Source organism: Streptomyces sp. G7(2002), from assembly GCF_028870195.1.
GTDB lineage: Bacteria > Actinomycetota > Actinomycetes > Streptomycetales > Streptomycetaceae > Streptomyces > Streptomyces nigrescens.
Genome location: NZ_CP102609.1, coordinates 1932830 through 1948486 on the forward strand (window position 1 = coordinate 1932830; position 15657 = coordinate 1948486).

Annotated in this window: 12 protein-coding genes; 3 read left to right on the forward strand and 9 right to left on the reverse strand. The window is 68.3% G+C overall.

The window, feature by feature from the left end; translation table 11 throughout:
• Position 1: 1 nt before the first annotated feature.
• The 9 genes from NUT86_RS07560 to NUT86_RS07600 all read right to left on the reverse strand — a co-directional run bounded on the left by NUT86_RS07560 (position 2) and on the right by NUT86_RS07600 (position 11409).
• Positions 2–445 carry a hypothetical protein gene (locus NUT86_RS07560; RefSeq protein ID WP_274734282.1) on the reverse strand — a complete coding sequence of 148 codons (444 nt, stop codon included), beginning with the start codon at positions 443–445 and terminating at the stop codon, positions 2–4.
• A complete protein-coding gene (locus tag NUT86_RS07565) occupies positions 435–2600 on the reverse strand; it encodes an integrase (protein WP_274734284.1) in 2166 nt (721 codons plus the stop codon). Before NUT86_RS07565 ends, NUT86_RS07560 begins: the two co-directional genes overlap by 11 nt.
• Complete coding sequence (locus NUT86_RS07570; protein ID WP_274734285.1) at positions 2597–4273, reverse strand: hypothetical protein; 1677 nt, start codon at positions 4271–4273, stop codon at positions 2597–2599. Before NUT86_RS07570 ends, NUT86_RS07565 begins: the two co-directional genes overlap by 4 nt.
• On the reverse strand, positions 4263–5696 hold the full coding sequence (locus tag NUT86_RS07575) for a site-specific integrase (protein ID WP_274734287.1): 1434 nt from the start codon (positions 5694–5696) through the stop codon (positions 4263–4265). Before NUT86_RS07575 ends, NUT86_RS07570 begins: the two co-directional genes overlap by 11 nt.
• A gap of 217 nt (positions 5697–5913) precedes the next feature.
• Positions 5914–6321 carry a hypothetical protein gene (locus NUT86_RS07580; protein WP_274734289.1) on the reverse strand — a complete coding sequence of 136 codons (408 nt, stop codon included), beginning with the start codon at positions 6319–6321 and terminating at the stop codon, positions 5914–5916.
• 362 nt (positions 6322–6683) lie between these two features.
• A complete protein-coding gene (locus NUT86_RS07585) occupies positions 6684–8903 on the reverse strand; it encodes an NADP-dependent isocitrate dehydrogenase (RefSeq protein WP_093646852.1) in 2220 nt (739 codons plus the stop codon).
• A 267-nt stretch (positions 8904–9170) separates the two neighbouring features.
• Positions 9171–9710 (reverse strand): hypothetical protein, encoded by a 540-nt coding sequence (locus tag NUT86_RS07590; protein ID WP_274734291.1) that lies wholly within the window; start codon positions 9708–9710, stop codon positions 9171–9173.
• A 153-nt stretch (positions 9711–9863) separates the two neighbouring features.
• Positions 9864–10679, reverse strand: coding sequence for a DUF3761 domain-containing protein (locus NUT86_RS07595; RefSeq protein ID WP_274734293.1), 816 nt, complete (start codon positions 10677–10679; stop codon positions 9864–9866).
• Positions 10680–10815: 136 nt separating this feature from the next.
• Positions 10816–11409: a hypothetical protein gene (locus NUT86_RS07600; protein WP_323182529.1), complete on the reverse strand. Its 594-nt coding sequence runs from the start codon at positions 11407–11409 to the stop codon at positions 10816–10818.
• Positions 11410–12145: 736 nt separating this feature from the next.
• Here NUT86_RS07600 and NUT86_RS07605 point away from each other — a divergent pair.
• The 3 genes from NUT86_RS07605 to NUT86_RS07615 all read left to right on the forward strand — a co-directional run bounded on the left by NUT86_RS07605 (position 12146) and on the right by NUT86_RS07615 (position 15592).
• On the forward strand, positions 12146–13087 hold the full coding sequence (locus NUT86_RS07605) for a hypothetical protein (protein ID WP_229838306.1): 942 nt from the start codon (positions 12146–12148) through the stop codon (positions 13085–13087).
• A gap of 67 nt (positions 13088–13154) precedes the next feature.
• Entirely contained in the window at positions 13155–14678 is a 1524-nt protein-coding gene (locus NUT86_RS07610; RefSeq protein ID WP_274734296.1) for an amino acid permease, read from the forward strand.
• 212 nt (positions 14679–14890) lie between these two features.
• Positions 14891–15592 carry a helix-turn-helix transcriptional regulator gene (locus NUT86_RS07615; protein WP_274734298.1) on the forward strand — a complete coding sequence of 234 codons (702 nt, stop codon included), beginning with the start codon at positions 14891–14893 and terminating at the stop codon, positions 15590–15592.
• Positions 15593–15657: the final 65 nt, after the last annotated feature.

A 15657-nucleotide genomic window follows, 5' to 3' on the forward strand; every position in this document is an offset into this window, starting at 1 on the left:
TCTACTGCCCCGGTGCGGCGTGGGCCCGCACGGGAAGGGTGCGGATGTTCCCGCCGTTTTCGAGGGCGACGCGGAGGCGTTGGATCTCGTCGTGCTGTTCGACCAGTCGAGAGAGTGCCAACGTCTTGAATTCGGCCGCCTCGATGGCCTCCTGCTTCATTTGGGAGAGTCGCCCCTTCAAGCTGGCTACCTCGGCTTTTAGGCGTTCGATCTGGGCCAGGCGGGGGTCCGGCTCGCCGGTGACCTCTCGGGCCCTGCCCAGCCGGCTTTCGAACTCCTGCTTGATGTGGGGGTAGGTGCGGTACAGCGTCGCCCGGGGGACAGCCGCGAGGATGCTGAGGGACTTGATGTCGCACCGCAGGCCCTCAGGGATGTCCCCAGCCATGAGCTGATCCATGGCGGCTTTCAAACGGCTCTCCGCGTCGGCGTGGCGGTCATTGGGCACTGGATGCCTCCTCAGTGGCTACGGCGGCGTCGATGGATTCCACGATCCGCATGGATCGCTCGTAGGTCTGCTGGGCGCGTTGACGCTCCGGCGCGGACAGCCGGGGATTGCCGAGGAACACAGCCCGGGTGTTCTCGGCGTGGTCGGCCCATGCCTGCCGGTGCTGGGAGTGATGGGTGGCTTGGGGGCAGCGAGCGGAGTCGCACATGCCGAGCAGAGGCTCGGTGGCATTCGGGGTGCCGGCCATGGTGAGGCACAGAGCCTTGGCGGGGTCGGTGAACCAGCAGTAGTTCGCCACTCCGATGTGAAGGGTCTTCGCCTTGCTCTTGAGGAGTTTCTCCACGCGGCGGTCGTCGGCGACGGTGGCGGGGCCGGGGTCGTGTCCGGCGAGGGACTGGTCCACGTTCTGGAAAGCGGCGACCAGGTCTCGTGCGCCTCGGCCCGAGGGGAGGATGCCTTGCTGGTAGTCGTGGTAGGCGGCGACCGTGAGCCGGGTGTGTTCGACCTCCTCTTCGGCCTGGACCTCGGCGAGGAACGCAGCCTGGTGCCCGCCTGGCCGAGCCGTGTAGCCCTCGGTGGTGGCCACCGAGACGTGCTTCAAGTGCCACTTTGTGGCCAGGAGGCCGTGGGGACGTTGGGCGATGGACAGAGCGAGAGTACGGCGCAGCGCCCGCGGGTGGACCGAGCCATCGGGGATCGCGGTGAGGCCGAGATGCTGTCCGAAGGGGCCGTTGATCCAGTCCCGGAGCGCGGTGTACCTGTTGGCTGAGTTGTTGGCGACGGGGAAGATCGGGTCTCCCAGGTCCGTGCCGCCGAGAGCTTCGGCGGCTCCGACAGCGCGGTGTACCTCTTCGATGACCACCCATGAGTCAGGCACTCCGCCGAACTTTTCACCCTTGACGCGTCGGGAGTCCAGCCAGTGGCGGGAGCCGTAGGCGCGGTCTTCGCTGCGGCGGCAGCCATGGGTGAGCTCGGCCAGCTCTGAGGATCGCATTCCAGACAGTGCTGAGGTGAGGTAGTAGGCGGCGGAGGCGACGGCGAACACCGTGCTGTCCAGGGTGAAGTGATTCATCGGGAGCGCCCATGGGACGGGCGTTGCGTCATCGGCGCGGGGCACCGCCGCTACGTCACGGCACCACGAGTTCTCGACACCGCAGGCAGCGACCCATGCCTCCAACTGGGGCCGGAGCCGTTCCAGGTCCCGTTTGGTGGAGGAGAGCGAAAGGAAGTCCTTGGTGAAGGACGTGTGGCCAAGCGTGAGGAGAGGGTCGCTGACATCCCAACCCGAGTTGAGCCTGCGGGAGATGCCGGAGGGGGCAGCGCGGGGGGCCGGGATTCGGGCTGCGATACGACGCTCGATTTCGGCGATGACGGGCGTGTGATGTTCGACGCGGAGGGACGACCGGATGCCAGCCCGGCGTGCGATGGTCTGCCGGGCGTGGGTAGCTTCCTTGACGAGATGGGGGCTGATCGTGTCGACGAGGTAGGAGGCGGCGGCGAGGAGGGGCCGCAGGATGTCGTCTGGGACGGCGGGGGTCTGGTTGGTGTCGGGACGCTGGTATCCGGCGACCTGGGCGGCTGTGCGGTCGCCCCATGGGCGGAACCCAGTCGGGTAGGCGTCGGGTAGCAGTGACGCGTAGGCGGCCAGGGCCTGAGTGGTCAGGACGAAACCAGCGATGGTGCCGGGGGTGACCGTCTGGGTGGGGTTGGTGCGGCTGACGGAGACGACTGGCAGGAAGGCGTCGCAGTGCCGCTGGTGGATCTGCTGAAGGCCGGTGAGTCCCGCCTCGGTGAGGTGGTTGAACCAGGCTGTGAGGCGGACGAGCTCGTGTCGAAGCGTCTGCAGGGCGAGGGGGGAGCGGTATGCCTGTGGGAGGACCGCAACGGACGGGTGGGTGGGCAGGAGGCGGGCCATCAAGTAGGTGCGTGCGACCGCTCGCCAGGTCGGGTTGGTGACCTGGGTGAAGTCCAGGATCTGGTCGCTGCGGGGCCAGGAGGCTGGGGCGTCGGCAACGCCGGTCAGGTCCCAGATGTCCTGGTCGAAGTGGGGGCGGCGAGTACCGGGCCGAGTGCGGTACCCGGCAGTCTGGAGGATGTCCAAGCCAGTGAAGGGACGGTGACCGGCGCCAGCGATCAGAGCGTCGGATCGGGTCACGGGATCTCCTCCGGTTGCAGGGCCGCGAACCCGTTTTCGGTGGCGGCCCGGATCGCTGTCGTGCTGAAACGGGGCAGCAGGTCAGTGCTGAGCCTGTCGGCGTAGGGGCCGAAGATGGCCAGGAACTGCGCGTTCGTCATGTGCCGTTCCTGATCGGCGAAATAGCGCTGGAGACGCAGCAGGTTGGGCAGGTGCCGGGGGGTGAACACGGCGAGCGGGCATAACAGGCACACCCAGGGACGGGCTGGGCAGGCGGTTCCGGCCGGGGCGTGAGGACTGTTGTAGAGACTTGCGCAAGAGGCGACGAACACGTCCTGCTCGCCGGCCAGTAGCCGCTGGACGGCGTCGCCGTCGAGTCCGGCGTCCGAAACGAGGCGGGGGAAGTCGGCAGCGAACCGGGCGGCGTCTTGGCTGGTGGCGATGACCGGCGGCGCGGCCTTGCGGCGGATGTCGTGCTGAGCTTCCTCGATGACTCCCTCGATGGCATCCACCTGGGCGGGGGTGTGGTGGTGGAGGTAGTGATCGCCTTCGATCGCCGGTGTGTGGTTGGGATCGATGGTGGTGCGTCCTGTCCAGGCGGAGCGGTCGCGCCTGTGATGGCAGGTCGTGCGGATCCGGCCGCCGTGCGGGGCCATGGGCTGGCCGTTGTCGTCGGTCAGGCCAACGGTCTTCGCCCACTTGATCCGCTGCCATGGGGTACGGGGTTGCCCGGACAACGCCGTGCCGTTGTAGTTGATCCACATGGAGTCGGAGAGTTCTCCGGCGTGCTCGCGAAGAGGTGCGGAGTGGGAGAGCCACTGGTCCAGGAGCCGTACGGCGGGGCCGCGCAGGTTGAGGGCTTCGCGGGCGGTCCGACCCTTGCGATAGGACAGCAGGCCCGTGCCGGGGCCGGTGTGTGTGAAGTCGGGTACGGACAGGGTGTCGATACCGTCGGGTACGGCGCCGGTCAGCATGGCCAGCCGGAGGTTGTAGACGAGTGCCGTATACCCGGATGGGAACAGGGCGTCGCGAATCTCCAGGACCGCGGTTGTGATCGCCCAAGGAGCTCCTGGGATCATCGCGCGGATCGCGCGAACCGGCACGGGGCCAGTTCTACGGATCAGCCAGGCCAGGTTGTCCCGGGTGATGCCGTGGGCGATCGGGTCGGCCCCGCGTTCAGCGGATTCCAGAGCCTTGAGGTGATCCTGCCAGGCGGCGTCGATGGCGGCGCGGGCGGCTTGATCGATGCGCCGCCATTCTGCGTCGCTGTAGGGCCGATGCGGGGTGGACCCAGCCTGCTGGTTGATCGGCCTTCCTTCGAGGTGGGCTCGGATGCCGGCGTGGAGGGTGCCGCCGTCGGCGAGGAAGCCATTGAGGGTGATGCGGCTGTGCCGCTCGAATGTGAATCCGAACTTCAGCCAGTAGGGCGTGAGTTGTGCCGCAGTGAGACTGGAGAGAGTGCCGGTGAAGCCGGTCTCGTGCAGGTAGCGGGCGAGGTGTCGGGCACACCGGACAGCGTGCCGGGCATCGCGGTAGGTGCGGATCGGGCCGTTGGGATGGGCGGCTGCGGTTAGTCCTCGGGCGAGGTCGCCGGCCAGTACCGAGTCGGGCAGCTCGTGAAGCGTGCCGAGGTAAGGCCGCTGACCCGGGAGCGTGTACTGAACGGCGAGCGGTTGTCGGATTTCAGCGGGCATCGGTGTCCTGGAATTCTGCGTCGGCTTCCCGGCGGGCGACCGGGTTGGGGTCGGCGTCCTCGTACGCCTGGCGGAAGATTCTCTGGGTGTCCAGGAGATGGAGGTACACCTGGGTGGTGGCGACGCTGGCGTGGCCGAGGAGGTCCCGCAGGATCAGCAGAGGATCGGCCTTGGTGAGGTAGAGAGCCATGGCGTTGTCATTGCCGGTGTCTAGGACGAGGCGGGCTGCCTGCTGGTAGTAGCCCCGCACCAGCCTTTCCAGAGTGGTCATGGCCATCGTGTGCCGTGTCATGTGGGGGTGGACGCGCGGGAACGCGGGTTCCCAGCGGTCGCGGATACGGGCGGAGGTCCGACGGAGCGTGGTCGCCCAGTCCAGGAACGGCGAGCCGTCGGACTGGACGGCGAGGAGGGCGCTCCCGCCGCCCGGGCCGACGAGGCGGAGCCTCTCGGTGGGAGTCAGCAGGTGCCAGCGGCGGTAGGTGCCGTTGAGGTAGGCGCCCTCGTACGTCGGGTCTTCTACGTCGAGGGCGTGGGCGGGGCGCCACCGGGAGCCGTCCACCTGGGCGGCCCGTTCCAGCGTCGTGTAGTCGTGGATGCGGGCCAGGGCGTCGTATTCCACCCAGGTCTGTCGGCCCTTGCTGCCCTTGGTGGTAGGAGGCGCGAGCGGCAACGGGATGGGGACGACCGTGCGCTGGCGGGGCAGGGGAGGGATCTCCCACGGTGTGAGAAGCCGCCATTCTCGAAGCCGCAGGCCGGTGGAGATCGCAAGCGAGCCGCCGGCTGCATTCCGGCCGGTCTCGCGACCCCGAAACGTGTGGTCAGGTTCGCCGTCCGGGTCGTTGCCGGCGAGGGCGTTGAGTAGCAGATCGGAGTACGGCCGCTCCAGGTACTTGCGGGTGGCGTGTCGTCTGGCACCCCGCACGGTGGCGAGGTTACGGGCGGTCTCCACTCGTACGCCGTCGGGGCGCAGGTGGAATCCTTTGGCGTAGGAGAAAGGGACCTGGTCGCAGTGGCCCTCGTTCACAGCCCACTGATAGAATGCCGCGATTGTCTTGACCGCAAGGTTCCAGCTCGTCGACCCGAGCCGGACCTCCAGCGGGCCGGATAAACGATGCTCAGCGTAGAGGGACAAGCCGTCCCGCAGCCGCTGCCTGTCGGAGAACAGGCCGATGCCGTGCACGAGCAGGAATTCGGCCCAGGGCTTGAGCTGTAGGGCGTAGGTCTTCCAGGAGTTCTCGGCCGGGGCGCCGCTGATTGGCAGCTCCCGTAGCCATCGGTTGATGAAGGTTACCGGTCGGGGGCCGTTCTCGTCTTCGAAGCGGAGGTCGTCGTCCACGAGTACCGGCATGCCGTCGCGGTTGAGCGGCGGGGAGGAGAGGTTCCAATCCTCCCCACCGGCTCTGGAGAAATAGAAGAGAATCACCGCTGCACGGTATTTGAGACGTAGCTGGGAGTGCCCGATATTTGCGAGAAGGCAAGCCCTGCGAGAGTTAGTCGTATATTCGCGCCGCGACGGTGTCTCGCTAGCGCCCGCCGAGAATGCCCGCAGTGCGGAGTCGTCGAGCGCGCCTTCGCCCACCTGTACTGATTCTGCGGCCTGAGGACTCGCTGGGAGAGCCGCGCTCTGCTGGCGCCGCCAGTCACAGCCGGTCTGAGGAGCCCTTGTCTTCCCGTAGCAGCCACTCCCTCACCGATGGAACGTGGTCAAGGAGTCGGCTCACCTGCATGCCCTCTTCGCGCGAGGTCACCCTCGGGAGCGGGTCGAAGTCGTTGGGAAGCATGTCCAACAGGCTCATCACGCGTTCTCCCGAACGCAGCGTGAGCAGCAGCTCGCACCGCAGTTGGCGCGGGACCTCCGGGCGATGGGGCAGGCTGTTCCACACTGCCGGCCACAGGTAGTGAGTTCCCTCGGGTGCCGCATTCTCTAGCACCCAAGCAGGGTCCAGCCGTTGGTTCAGGCTGAGTTGACAGGCGCGATCCTCCAGCTCGAGCAGCGCGGCGGTACCGATGACCTTCACCTCGTGAGGCAGCGCCTGATCCGAGCTCATCGCCCCATGCTGCCCGACAGCACCCCGCGAGGAGTGGCCGACCCGGCCGTGCTCGGCGGCGCCAGGTCGGCAGGGCCCGCTGATCGGCCGGGAGTCCTCGCTCGGACTCGCGGAGCGTAGCAGGCGTGAGCGGCTGATGAGACAGCGAGACAGGATCGAACCGCCGAGATAAGGGGGCCGTCGACGTCGAGGAAGAGCAGCGGCAGCGTGGGTTCCACGGCTTCATGATGCCGCCCGTCGTGCCGGAGGGGCCCGTTCCGGCCGGCGGAAATCGGAGAACGGGGCGGCCGTCAGCCGGAAACGGCACCGCCCCGGCCGGTGGGCACCGGCCGGGGCGGAAGGGGCTTACCTCAGCTGTCGCGTCAGCTGAGGGAGGCCAGGGCCTGGTTGAGGGTCTTCGACGGACGCATGACCGCATCGGCCTTCGCCACGACGGGCTGGTAGTAGCCGCCGATGTCGGCCGGCGAGCCCTGCACCGCGTTCAGCTCGTCGACGATGGTCTGCTCCTGCTCGGTGAGCGTCTTGGCGAGTGCCGCGAACGCCTCCGCGAGCTGAGTGTCGTCGGTCTGCTTGGCCAGCTCCTGCGCCCAGTACAGCGCGAGGTAGAAGTGGCTGCCGCGGTTGTCGATGCCGCCGAGCTTGCGGCTGGGCGACTTGTTCTCGTTGAGGAAGGTGCCGGTGGCGCGGTCGAGGGTGTCGGCGAGCACCTGGGCGCGCGCGTTGCCGGTCTTCTGCGCGAGGTGCTCGAAGCTGACCGCGAGGGCGAGGAACTCACCCAGGCTGTCCCAGCGCAGGTAGTTCTCCTTGACGAGCTGCTGGACGTGCTTGGGCGCGGAGCCGCCGGCGCCGGTCTCGAACAGCCCGCCGCCGTTCATCAGCGGTACGACCGAGAGCATCTTGGCGCTGGTGCCCAGCTCCAGGATCGGGAACAGGTCGGTCAGGTAGTCACGCAGCACATTGCCGGTGACCGAGATCGTGTCCTCGCCACGGCGGATCCGCTCCAGGGAGAACGTGATCGCGTCGACCGGCGACATGATCTCCAGCTGCAGACCGTCGGTGTCGTGCTCGGCGAGGTAGGTCTTGACCTTCTCGATGAGCTGGGCGTCGTGCGCACGGCCGGCGTCGAGCCAGAACACCGCCGGGTTGCCGGTGGCGCGGGCACGGGTGACGGCGAGCTTGACCCAGTCGCGGATCGGCGCGTCCTTGGTCTGGCACATCCGGAAGATGTCGCCGGCGCCGACGACCTGCTCCAGGACGGCGTTGCCGTTCTCGTCGAGGACCCGCACGGTGCCCGTGACCGGGATCTCGAAGGTCTTGTCGTGGCTGCCGTACTCCTCGGCCTTCTGCGCCATGAGGCCGACGTTCGGGACCGAACCCATCGTCGACGGGTCGTAGGCGCCGTTGGCGCGGCAGTCGTCGAGGACGGCCTGGTAGATGCCGGCGTAGCTGCTGTCGGGGAGGACCGCGAGGGTGTCGGCCTCGGCGCCGTCCGGGCCCCACATGTGGCCGGAGGTGCGGATCATGGCCGGCATGGAGGCGTCGACGATGACGTCGCTCGGCACGTGCAGGTTGGAGATGCCGCGGTCGGAGTCGACCATGGCGAGCTCCGGGCCCTCGGCGAGCTCGGCGTCGAAGGACGCCTTGATCTCGGCGCCGTCGGCCAGCGACTCCAGGCCCTTGTAGATGCCGCCGAGGCCGTCGTTCGGGGTCAGGCCGGCGGCGGCCAGCGACTCGCCGTACTGGGCGAACGTCTTCGGGAAGAAGGCACGGACCACGTGGCCGAAGATGATCGGGTCGGAGACCTTCATCATCGTGGCCTTCAGGTGCACCGAGAACAGCACGCCCTCGGCCTTGGCGCGGGCGACCTGCGCGGTGAGGAACTCGCGCAGCGCGGCCACCCGCATCACGGACGCGTCGACGACCTCGCCCGCGAGGACCGGTACCGACTCGCGCAGCACGGTGGTGGAGCCGTCGTCGCCCGAGAGCTCGATGCGCAGCGTGCCGTCCTGGCCGATGACCGCGGACTTCTCGGTGGAGCGGAAGTCGTCGACGCCCATGGTGGCGACGTTCGTCTTCGAGTCGGCCGTCCAGGCACCCATGCGGTGCGGGTTGGACTTGGCGTAGTTCTTGACCGACGCCGGGGCCCGGCGGTCGGAGTTGCCCTCACGCAGGACCGGGTTGACGGCGCTGCCCTTGACCTTGTCGTAGCGGGCGCGGATGTCGCGCTCCTCGTCGGTCTTCGGGTCGTCCGGGTAAGCCGGCAGCGCGTAGCCCTGCTCCTGAAGCTCGGCGATGGCCGCCTTCAGCTGCGGGATCGAGGCCGAGATGTTCGGCAGCTTGATGATGTTCGCCTCGGGAGTCTTTGCCAGCTCACCGAGCTCGGCGAGGGCGTCGTCGATGCGCTGGCCCTCCTCCAGGTGCTCGGGGAAGCTCGCGATGATGCGCCCGGCCAGCGAGATGTCACGGGTCTCCACGCTGACGCCGGCCGTCGACGCGTATGCCTGGATCACCGGCAAGAACGAATACGTCGCCAGGGCCGGGGCCTCGTCAGTGTGGGTGTAAATGATGGTCGAGTCAGTCACCGGGTGCTCCGCTCCACGTCTGCAACATTGCTCGACATCAAGATATCTCGTGAGCGCCCCCCTCTCGACAGGACCCCACCCCGGGCAAAACCGGAGGAACCGACTCCGACCGGATGCGAGCGGAGGAATTCTGTCGGCCGCACGGCACTGCCCCCTCCCCCTTCCCCGCTCACGCCCCCGCCGGCGGACCGGGCGGCTCGGCACGTCGGCCCATGACGGCCGACGGCGCGGCCACCGAAAAGCGCGACCTGAGCTGCGGCGAGCCGGTCAGCGGACCTTGGTCCACTCCTTGCAGCCGTTGGTCTCGAACGTCTCCCCCTTGTTGACGGTGACGCGGGCCGGGCCCTGGGGGGTGCCGTTGGCGATGATGCTGTCCATGTCACCGCTGGAGTCCTTGGCGCGCGCCCAGTAGCAGAGCGGCACATCGGATGCGGCCGGGCCGCCGGTCCGGTAGGTGCCGGCGGTGATGTCCTCCCCGACGAGGTAGCTGCCCTGGCCGACCATGATCTCCGGGCCCGTCGGCGCCGCCGCCTTCTCGGCGGGCTTCGCGCCGCCCTTCGGCTTCGCCGCGTGGGCCTTGGCCATCTTGGCGGTGACGGTGACCGTGGCAGCGGGTGCGGGCTCCACCTCGGTCTTCTTGCCGCCGCCGCCCACCGCGGCCCCGAGCCCGACGACGATGCACGCACAGACCACACCCACTGCGATCTTGAGGGTGGCGTGCTTCTTCTCCGGCGGCTCGGTGGCCCGCCGCGGCGCGAAGGGGCGGGGCTGCCGGCCGGGCGGCGCGGGCTGCTGCGAGTACGACATGATCAGTCCCCCTGGCAATGTGTGATGGTGTCGTGAAGACCGCCCACTGCCGATGAAGGTTGCACGGCCAGGTGCCCGTACGTGCCCCGCCCCTTACAGCCCGTCCCATACGCCCTGCCCCTTACGCCCCGTCGCCCCGGGACGGGCACCCGTTCAAGCCGGAAGGCTCCTCAGCCAGACGGCGACCCCGTGATGATGACTGCAGGTGCCCCGCCGGTGCCGGCTGTAGCTGTACGTCCCGTCGTTGCACCGCGCCGAGGCACCTGCCGGAGCCTGCGACTGCTCCTCGCCACCAGTCGTAGAGGTGTTGCCACCCTCGGAGCCCGTACTCCCCGTACTCCCGGAGGAGCTGGAACCACCGGAGGAGCTGGAACCTCCGGAGGAGTCGCTCGCGTCCGCGCCGGAGGAGGCGGACGAGCCGGAGGTGCCGGAACTGCCGGCCTCGGTCAGCTCCTCCGTGGGCTCGGGCGTTCCGTCGTCGCCCGCGGATGCCGCCTCGTCGGGATCGTCGCAGCTCTCGCCGGTCTTCACGACGGCGAACGTCAGCGTTTCCGTGTCCGCCATGACCGTCCCGGCGGCCGGCTCCTGGTCACACACCTGCCAATTCCGGTCCCACACCTGCAGGCGTTGCCGGACGGACAGATCATCGCTCTTGAGCAGGTAGATACCCCTGCCCTGCGCGTCGTCCTGCGCCTCCTGGAGGTTGCGGCCGGTGTAGTCCGGCACCGTGACGGTGTCGGCGTCACTGTCGGAGGCGTCGGATGCGTCGGACTCGTCCGATCCATCGGACGCGTCAGCAGAAGGGTCGGAAGCGTCCGAAGCATCGGCGACCGAACTACTGGCGGACGACTTCGAGCCGTCCCCGCCGCCCTCGCCGTCCATCAAGTTGACGCACCCGCCAACCAGCAGCACGAGAAGGGCAATGACCGCACAGCCGAGCCGGGTGTTCTTCTTCTCCTCCGGCGACATCGGTCGTTGGTTTCTGGACAAGTGGCCCCCCTGCCTGGCGACTGCATGCTCCCCTGCACGCATGGCCCTGCCCACGGTCGCGAGCCGCCGCCCGGCTGAAACCGGAGAGACAGGTGGTGTTGTCGCGCCAGGGCGGTCAGAAGTTGCCGTTGGCGAGGAGCTCCCCCTTGACGTCGTAGACGGTGACCAGGCCGTTCTTGGAGTCCTTCCAGTCGGCGAAGGCGGAGGCGATCAGCTTGCCCTCGCTCTGGTGGGGACCCATCAGGCCGCCGGTGAAGTCGGTGTAGATGTCCACCGAGTCGAGGATGTCGTTCTGCTCCTCGGCGCCCTGGACCTTGGTGACGTGCCCGATGGCCGCCTTCTCGTTGGCACTTCCGTTCTTCGTGACGAAGGCCTTGAACCGGTCGGCCGGTGACCTGGGGGCCGCCTTGGGCTTCTCCTCGGGCTTCTCCTCCGGCTTGGCTTCGGCCGGTTCGGCGCTGCCCTTCGCCCGCTCCTTCGCCGGTGCGGTGGCGGTCTTGCCGGGCTTGTTCTCGGCCTGTGTTCCGCTGTCGCCGCCGCCCACCGCGGCGGCGATGACGCCGATGAGGACGAGCGCACCGAAGGCGCCGCCGCATCCGATGCCGATCTTTGCGCCGGCCCCCATCTTCTTCGGCGGTGGCGACGCGTACATGCCGGGCGGCGTGGGCGGCTGCTGTCCGGGCTGGGACGGATATTGCTGATACGCCACGATTCCCCCTAGGTGTCTGGAACCGGAAGAGTAGCGAGTGGTTGAACATCGAAATAGATGAAGTGAAGAACCTGTGATGATGCCGTGACCAAAATGCGTTGGCCAAGGCTTCGGAGTGCAGGTCCAGGGCTTCTCGGCGCGGTACCGGCCGGCGCGGTCAACTCGCCCTGCGGCAAGGACCGATAGGTCCCAGGGGAGCGCGAACACCCCCCACGCGCCGACGAGGGCGCCACATCGCCTGAGATTTATCCCCGAAGAAATGTGCGCCGAGGTTCCTCAGTGAATAGTCTTCTTTCTCAAGTCAGCACTTCATGAACGAAGTTGACAGTCCGCTTGCGCAGCACATGCATGCCACGTACAGGAGATTGCGGTGATTGCCCCTCAAGGTCGAATCGGGCTTTCGCCTGCGCACGAGACAGCCCGGCAAGGGCCGGACCCGGGGCCCACGGGCACCGTCGCCGGACCCCACCGGTGTCCGGGCAGGCCCCTCACCAGCGGCGTGGGCCCGGTGCATCGCCGCCCCGCCCGATGCCCTCGCTGTCCCGCCCGTCAAGGACGCCGGGCATACGCGCCCTGCCGGCCCCATGGTCGTTCGCTCAGCGCGACGCGCTCCCCCTACGTCGGCGTCCGACACGGCGGACGCCCACCCGGAGGCCTGAAAAGTGCCCGTTGACACGCCCCTTGCGCACGGTGAGGACCTGTTCCCCTCGCCCGAGAGACCGTTGACGGGACAACGGTGAGACGCCAACCGGCCTTCGACCGGCATCCGGCGCGGGACGACACTCGCCTGCGCGCAGTGGTGGAGGACGCCGCGATGGGCAGGTGGGAAGGCGCACGCGAACTGCTGACCGCGACCGGTGCCGACTGGGACCGCCGTATCTTCCGCCTCCAGGTACTCGCCCGCGCCGGGGCGCGGCTCACCTTCGCCGACACCTGGGCACAGGCCGAACCGCGTTCGCCGCACGCCCTGGCCCTTCTCGCCACCGTCCTGGCCCTGCGCTCGATGGCCGGCCCACGGGGGCAGGGCAGCGGACCGGAGATGGAACAGGCCTGGGAGACCTGCCATGCCGCCGGGGACACCCTGCCGGCCGATCCGACGCCGTACGTCGTCATGCTCGCCCTGCTGCGCTACCACTCCCCCGACCGCGACCGGCAGTGGCGGGAGACGGTGCACAGCGTGTGGCAGGAGGTCGAGGAACGCGACCCGTGGAACAGGGAGGCGCACCACGAGCTGCTCACCTACATGTTCCCCGACTGGCACGGCGTGGCGGGCGAGATGTTCCACTGGGCGCAGGAGCGGTGCGCCCATGTCCCCCGCGGGATGCCGTTGCACGTCCTGCCGCTGGTCGCGCTCGCCGAGTCGCACCGCACGCGGATGAAGAAGGAAGGGCACCGGTACGGCCTGACGGTCCACCCCTGGACGGACAACCCGTCGACCCAGCAGGCGTGGGTGAACTGGTGGACGTACCGGGCCCCTTCCATGCCGCACGCCGCCTTCCACGAGGACGCCAACTACCTGGCCCACGCGATGTCCTTCGCGAATCAGCACCGGGCGGCGGCCGAGGTGTTCGACGCCATCGGCCCGTACGCCACGGATGTGCCGTGGAGTTACTGCGGAGACGCTCAGCAGCTCTTCGCCCGGCATCGGAAGTGGGCGGTCAAGGGGTCCGGACCGTAGCGCCGACCGAGGTTGTTCCGCACGTCACCGCGCCACCAACAGGAGAGGCCCAGCCATGCCATTGGACATGCCAAGCGTCACGCAGACGGAGGAGGAACGCCTCGCCGAACTCGGTATCGCCCAGACGTTGGACCGCTCAATGTCCGGGCGGCAGAACTTCGCCGTCTCCTTCACGATCATCAGCATCCTGTCCGGCTGCCTGACCATGTACGGCTTCGGTATGAACACCGGCGGGCCGGCCCTGATCATGTGGGGCTGGGTCCTCGTCGGCCTGATGACCCTGTTCGTCGGCCTGGCCATGGCGGAGGTCTGCTCGTCCTACCCGACCTCCGCCGGCCTCTACTTCTGGGCGCACAAGCTCGCCCCGCAGAAGTCCGCCCCGGCCTGGGCCTGGTTCACCGGCTGGTTCAACACGCTCGGCCAGGTGGCCGTCACCGCGGGCATCGACTTCGGCGCCGCGTCGTTCCTCAACGCCTACCTGAACCTTCAGTTCGGCTACGCGGCCACCCCCGCCCACACGATCACCCTCTTCGGCGTGATCCTGCTGCTGCACGCCGTGGTGAACACCTTCCGTGTGCGCGTCGTCGGCTTCTTCAACACCGTCTCGGTGTGGTGGCATCTGATCGGCGTCGTGGTGATCGTCGGTGCCCTGCTGATCATCCCCGACAAGCACCAGTCCCCCGGTTTTGTCTTCACCGAGTTCGTCAACAACACCGGCTGGGGTTCCGCGGTCTATGTCGCGCTCATCGGGCTCCTGATGGCGCAGTACACGTTCACCGGCTATGACGCGTCCGCCCATATGACGGAGGAGACGAAGAACGCCTCGGTCGAGGGGCCGAAGGGCATCGTCCGCTCGATCGTCGTGTCCTGGGCCGCCGGATTCGTGCTGCTCTTCGGCCTGACCTTCGCCATCCAGTCCTACAACGGCGCCCTGGAGTCGGACACCGGTGTGCCGCCGGCGCAGATCTTCCTGGACGCGCTCGGTGCGAGCACCGGCAAGCTGATGCTGCTCGTCATCATCGGCGCCCAGCTGTTCTGCGGGATGGCTTCGGTGACCGCCAACTCCCGCATGATCTACGCCTTCTCCCGCGACGGGGCGCTGCCGTTCTCCTCCGTCTGGCACAAGCTCCACCCCGGGACCCGCACCCCGACCAACGCCGTGTGGCTCGCCGCCGGCGGTGCGTTCGTCCTCGGTCTGCCGTACCTGTTCAACACGACCGCGTACGCCGCCGTCACCTCCATCGCGACGATCGGCCTCTACATCGCGTACGTGGTGCCCACTCTGCTGCGGCTGCGCCAGGGAGAGAACTTCCGGCGCGGTCCCTGGCACCTGGGGCGCTGGTCGAAGCCCGTGGGCCTGATCGCGGTCAGCTGGGTCGTGATCATCACCGTGCTGTTCATGCTGCCCCAGCTGAGCCCGGTGACCATCGAGACGTTCAACTACGCCCCGCTCACCGTGGGTGTGGTGCTGGTCTTCGCCGGCACCTGGTGGTTCGCCTCCGCCCGTAAGTGGTTCCTCAACCCGCAGCACCCGCGGAGCAACCCGTCGCAGACGCCGGCGCCGGAGCGGTCGGCCTCCACCTCGCGGTAGGACTCCCGCCACGGGGGTAACGCGCCCGCCCGCACCGCGCGTTACCCCCGGCTCCTCGCCGCTTTCCTCCCCCTGCGATCCGTTTCTCGTGCCCCTCTTCGCCTGTCGTGCCGGAGGGTTCCGCTCCGGCGTTGATTGCCCGGTAAACGTTTGTTGATTGCCTTCGCGCATTCTGCGGCTGTCGGTAAACGGGGGCGAGACGAGGAACACAAGTGCTGGATACACGTGTCACGGTGACGGTGCACGCTTCCGACCCGCTCAGTCGGGCCGGGGTCGTCAGTCACCTACAGCACCAGCCCGCTGTCGAGATCGTCCAGAACCAGGGCGGCGCGGCGGCCAGGGAACGGGCGGAACAGGCGGAGCGGGGGAGAGAGAAAGAAGGCGGTGGGCAGGCCGTCGGGGCCGTGGCGATCATGCCCATCGACCGGTTCGACGAGATCGCCGCGACGGAGCTGAGACGGCTCGTACGGGGCGGCGAACAGCGCGTGGTGCTGATCGCCCGGGATCTGCGCGAGCCGGAGCTGATGACGATCGTGGAGTACGGCGTGCGGGCCATACTCTGGCGTCATCAGGCCACCCCGCAGCGGCTGTTGCGAGCGGTGCAGAACGCGGCACGCGGTGAGGGCGACCTGCCGCCGGACCTGATCAGCACGCTGCTCACACAGGTGGGGCGGCTGCGGCGGTCGGTGACGACCTCCGCCCCCGTGGGCATCGCACCCACGCTCGGGATGGCGCAGCGCGAGGTCGATGTGCTGCGGCTGGTCGCCGAGGGCCTGGACACCCGGCAGATCTCCGAAAAGCTCGCCTACTCCGAACGCACCGTCAAGAACGTTCTGCACGCCCTGATGACACGGCTGCAGTTGCACAACCGCGCACACGCCGTCGCTTACGCGCTGCGAGAGGGATACATCTGATGGGGCCGGCAGCAGGCACGGATACGGGCCCGGATGCGGGTGCAGGTGCAGGTGCAGGTGCAGGT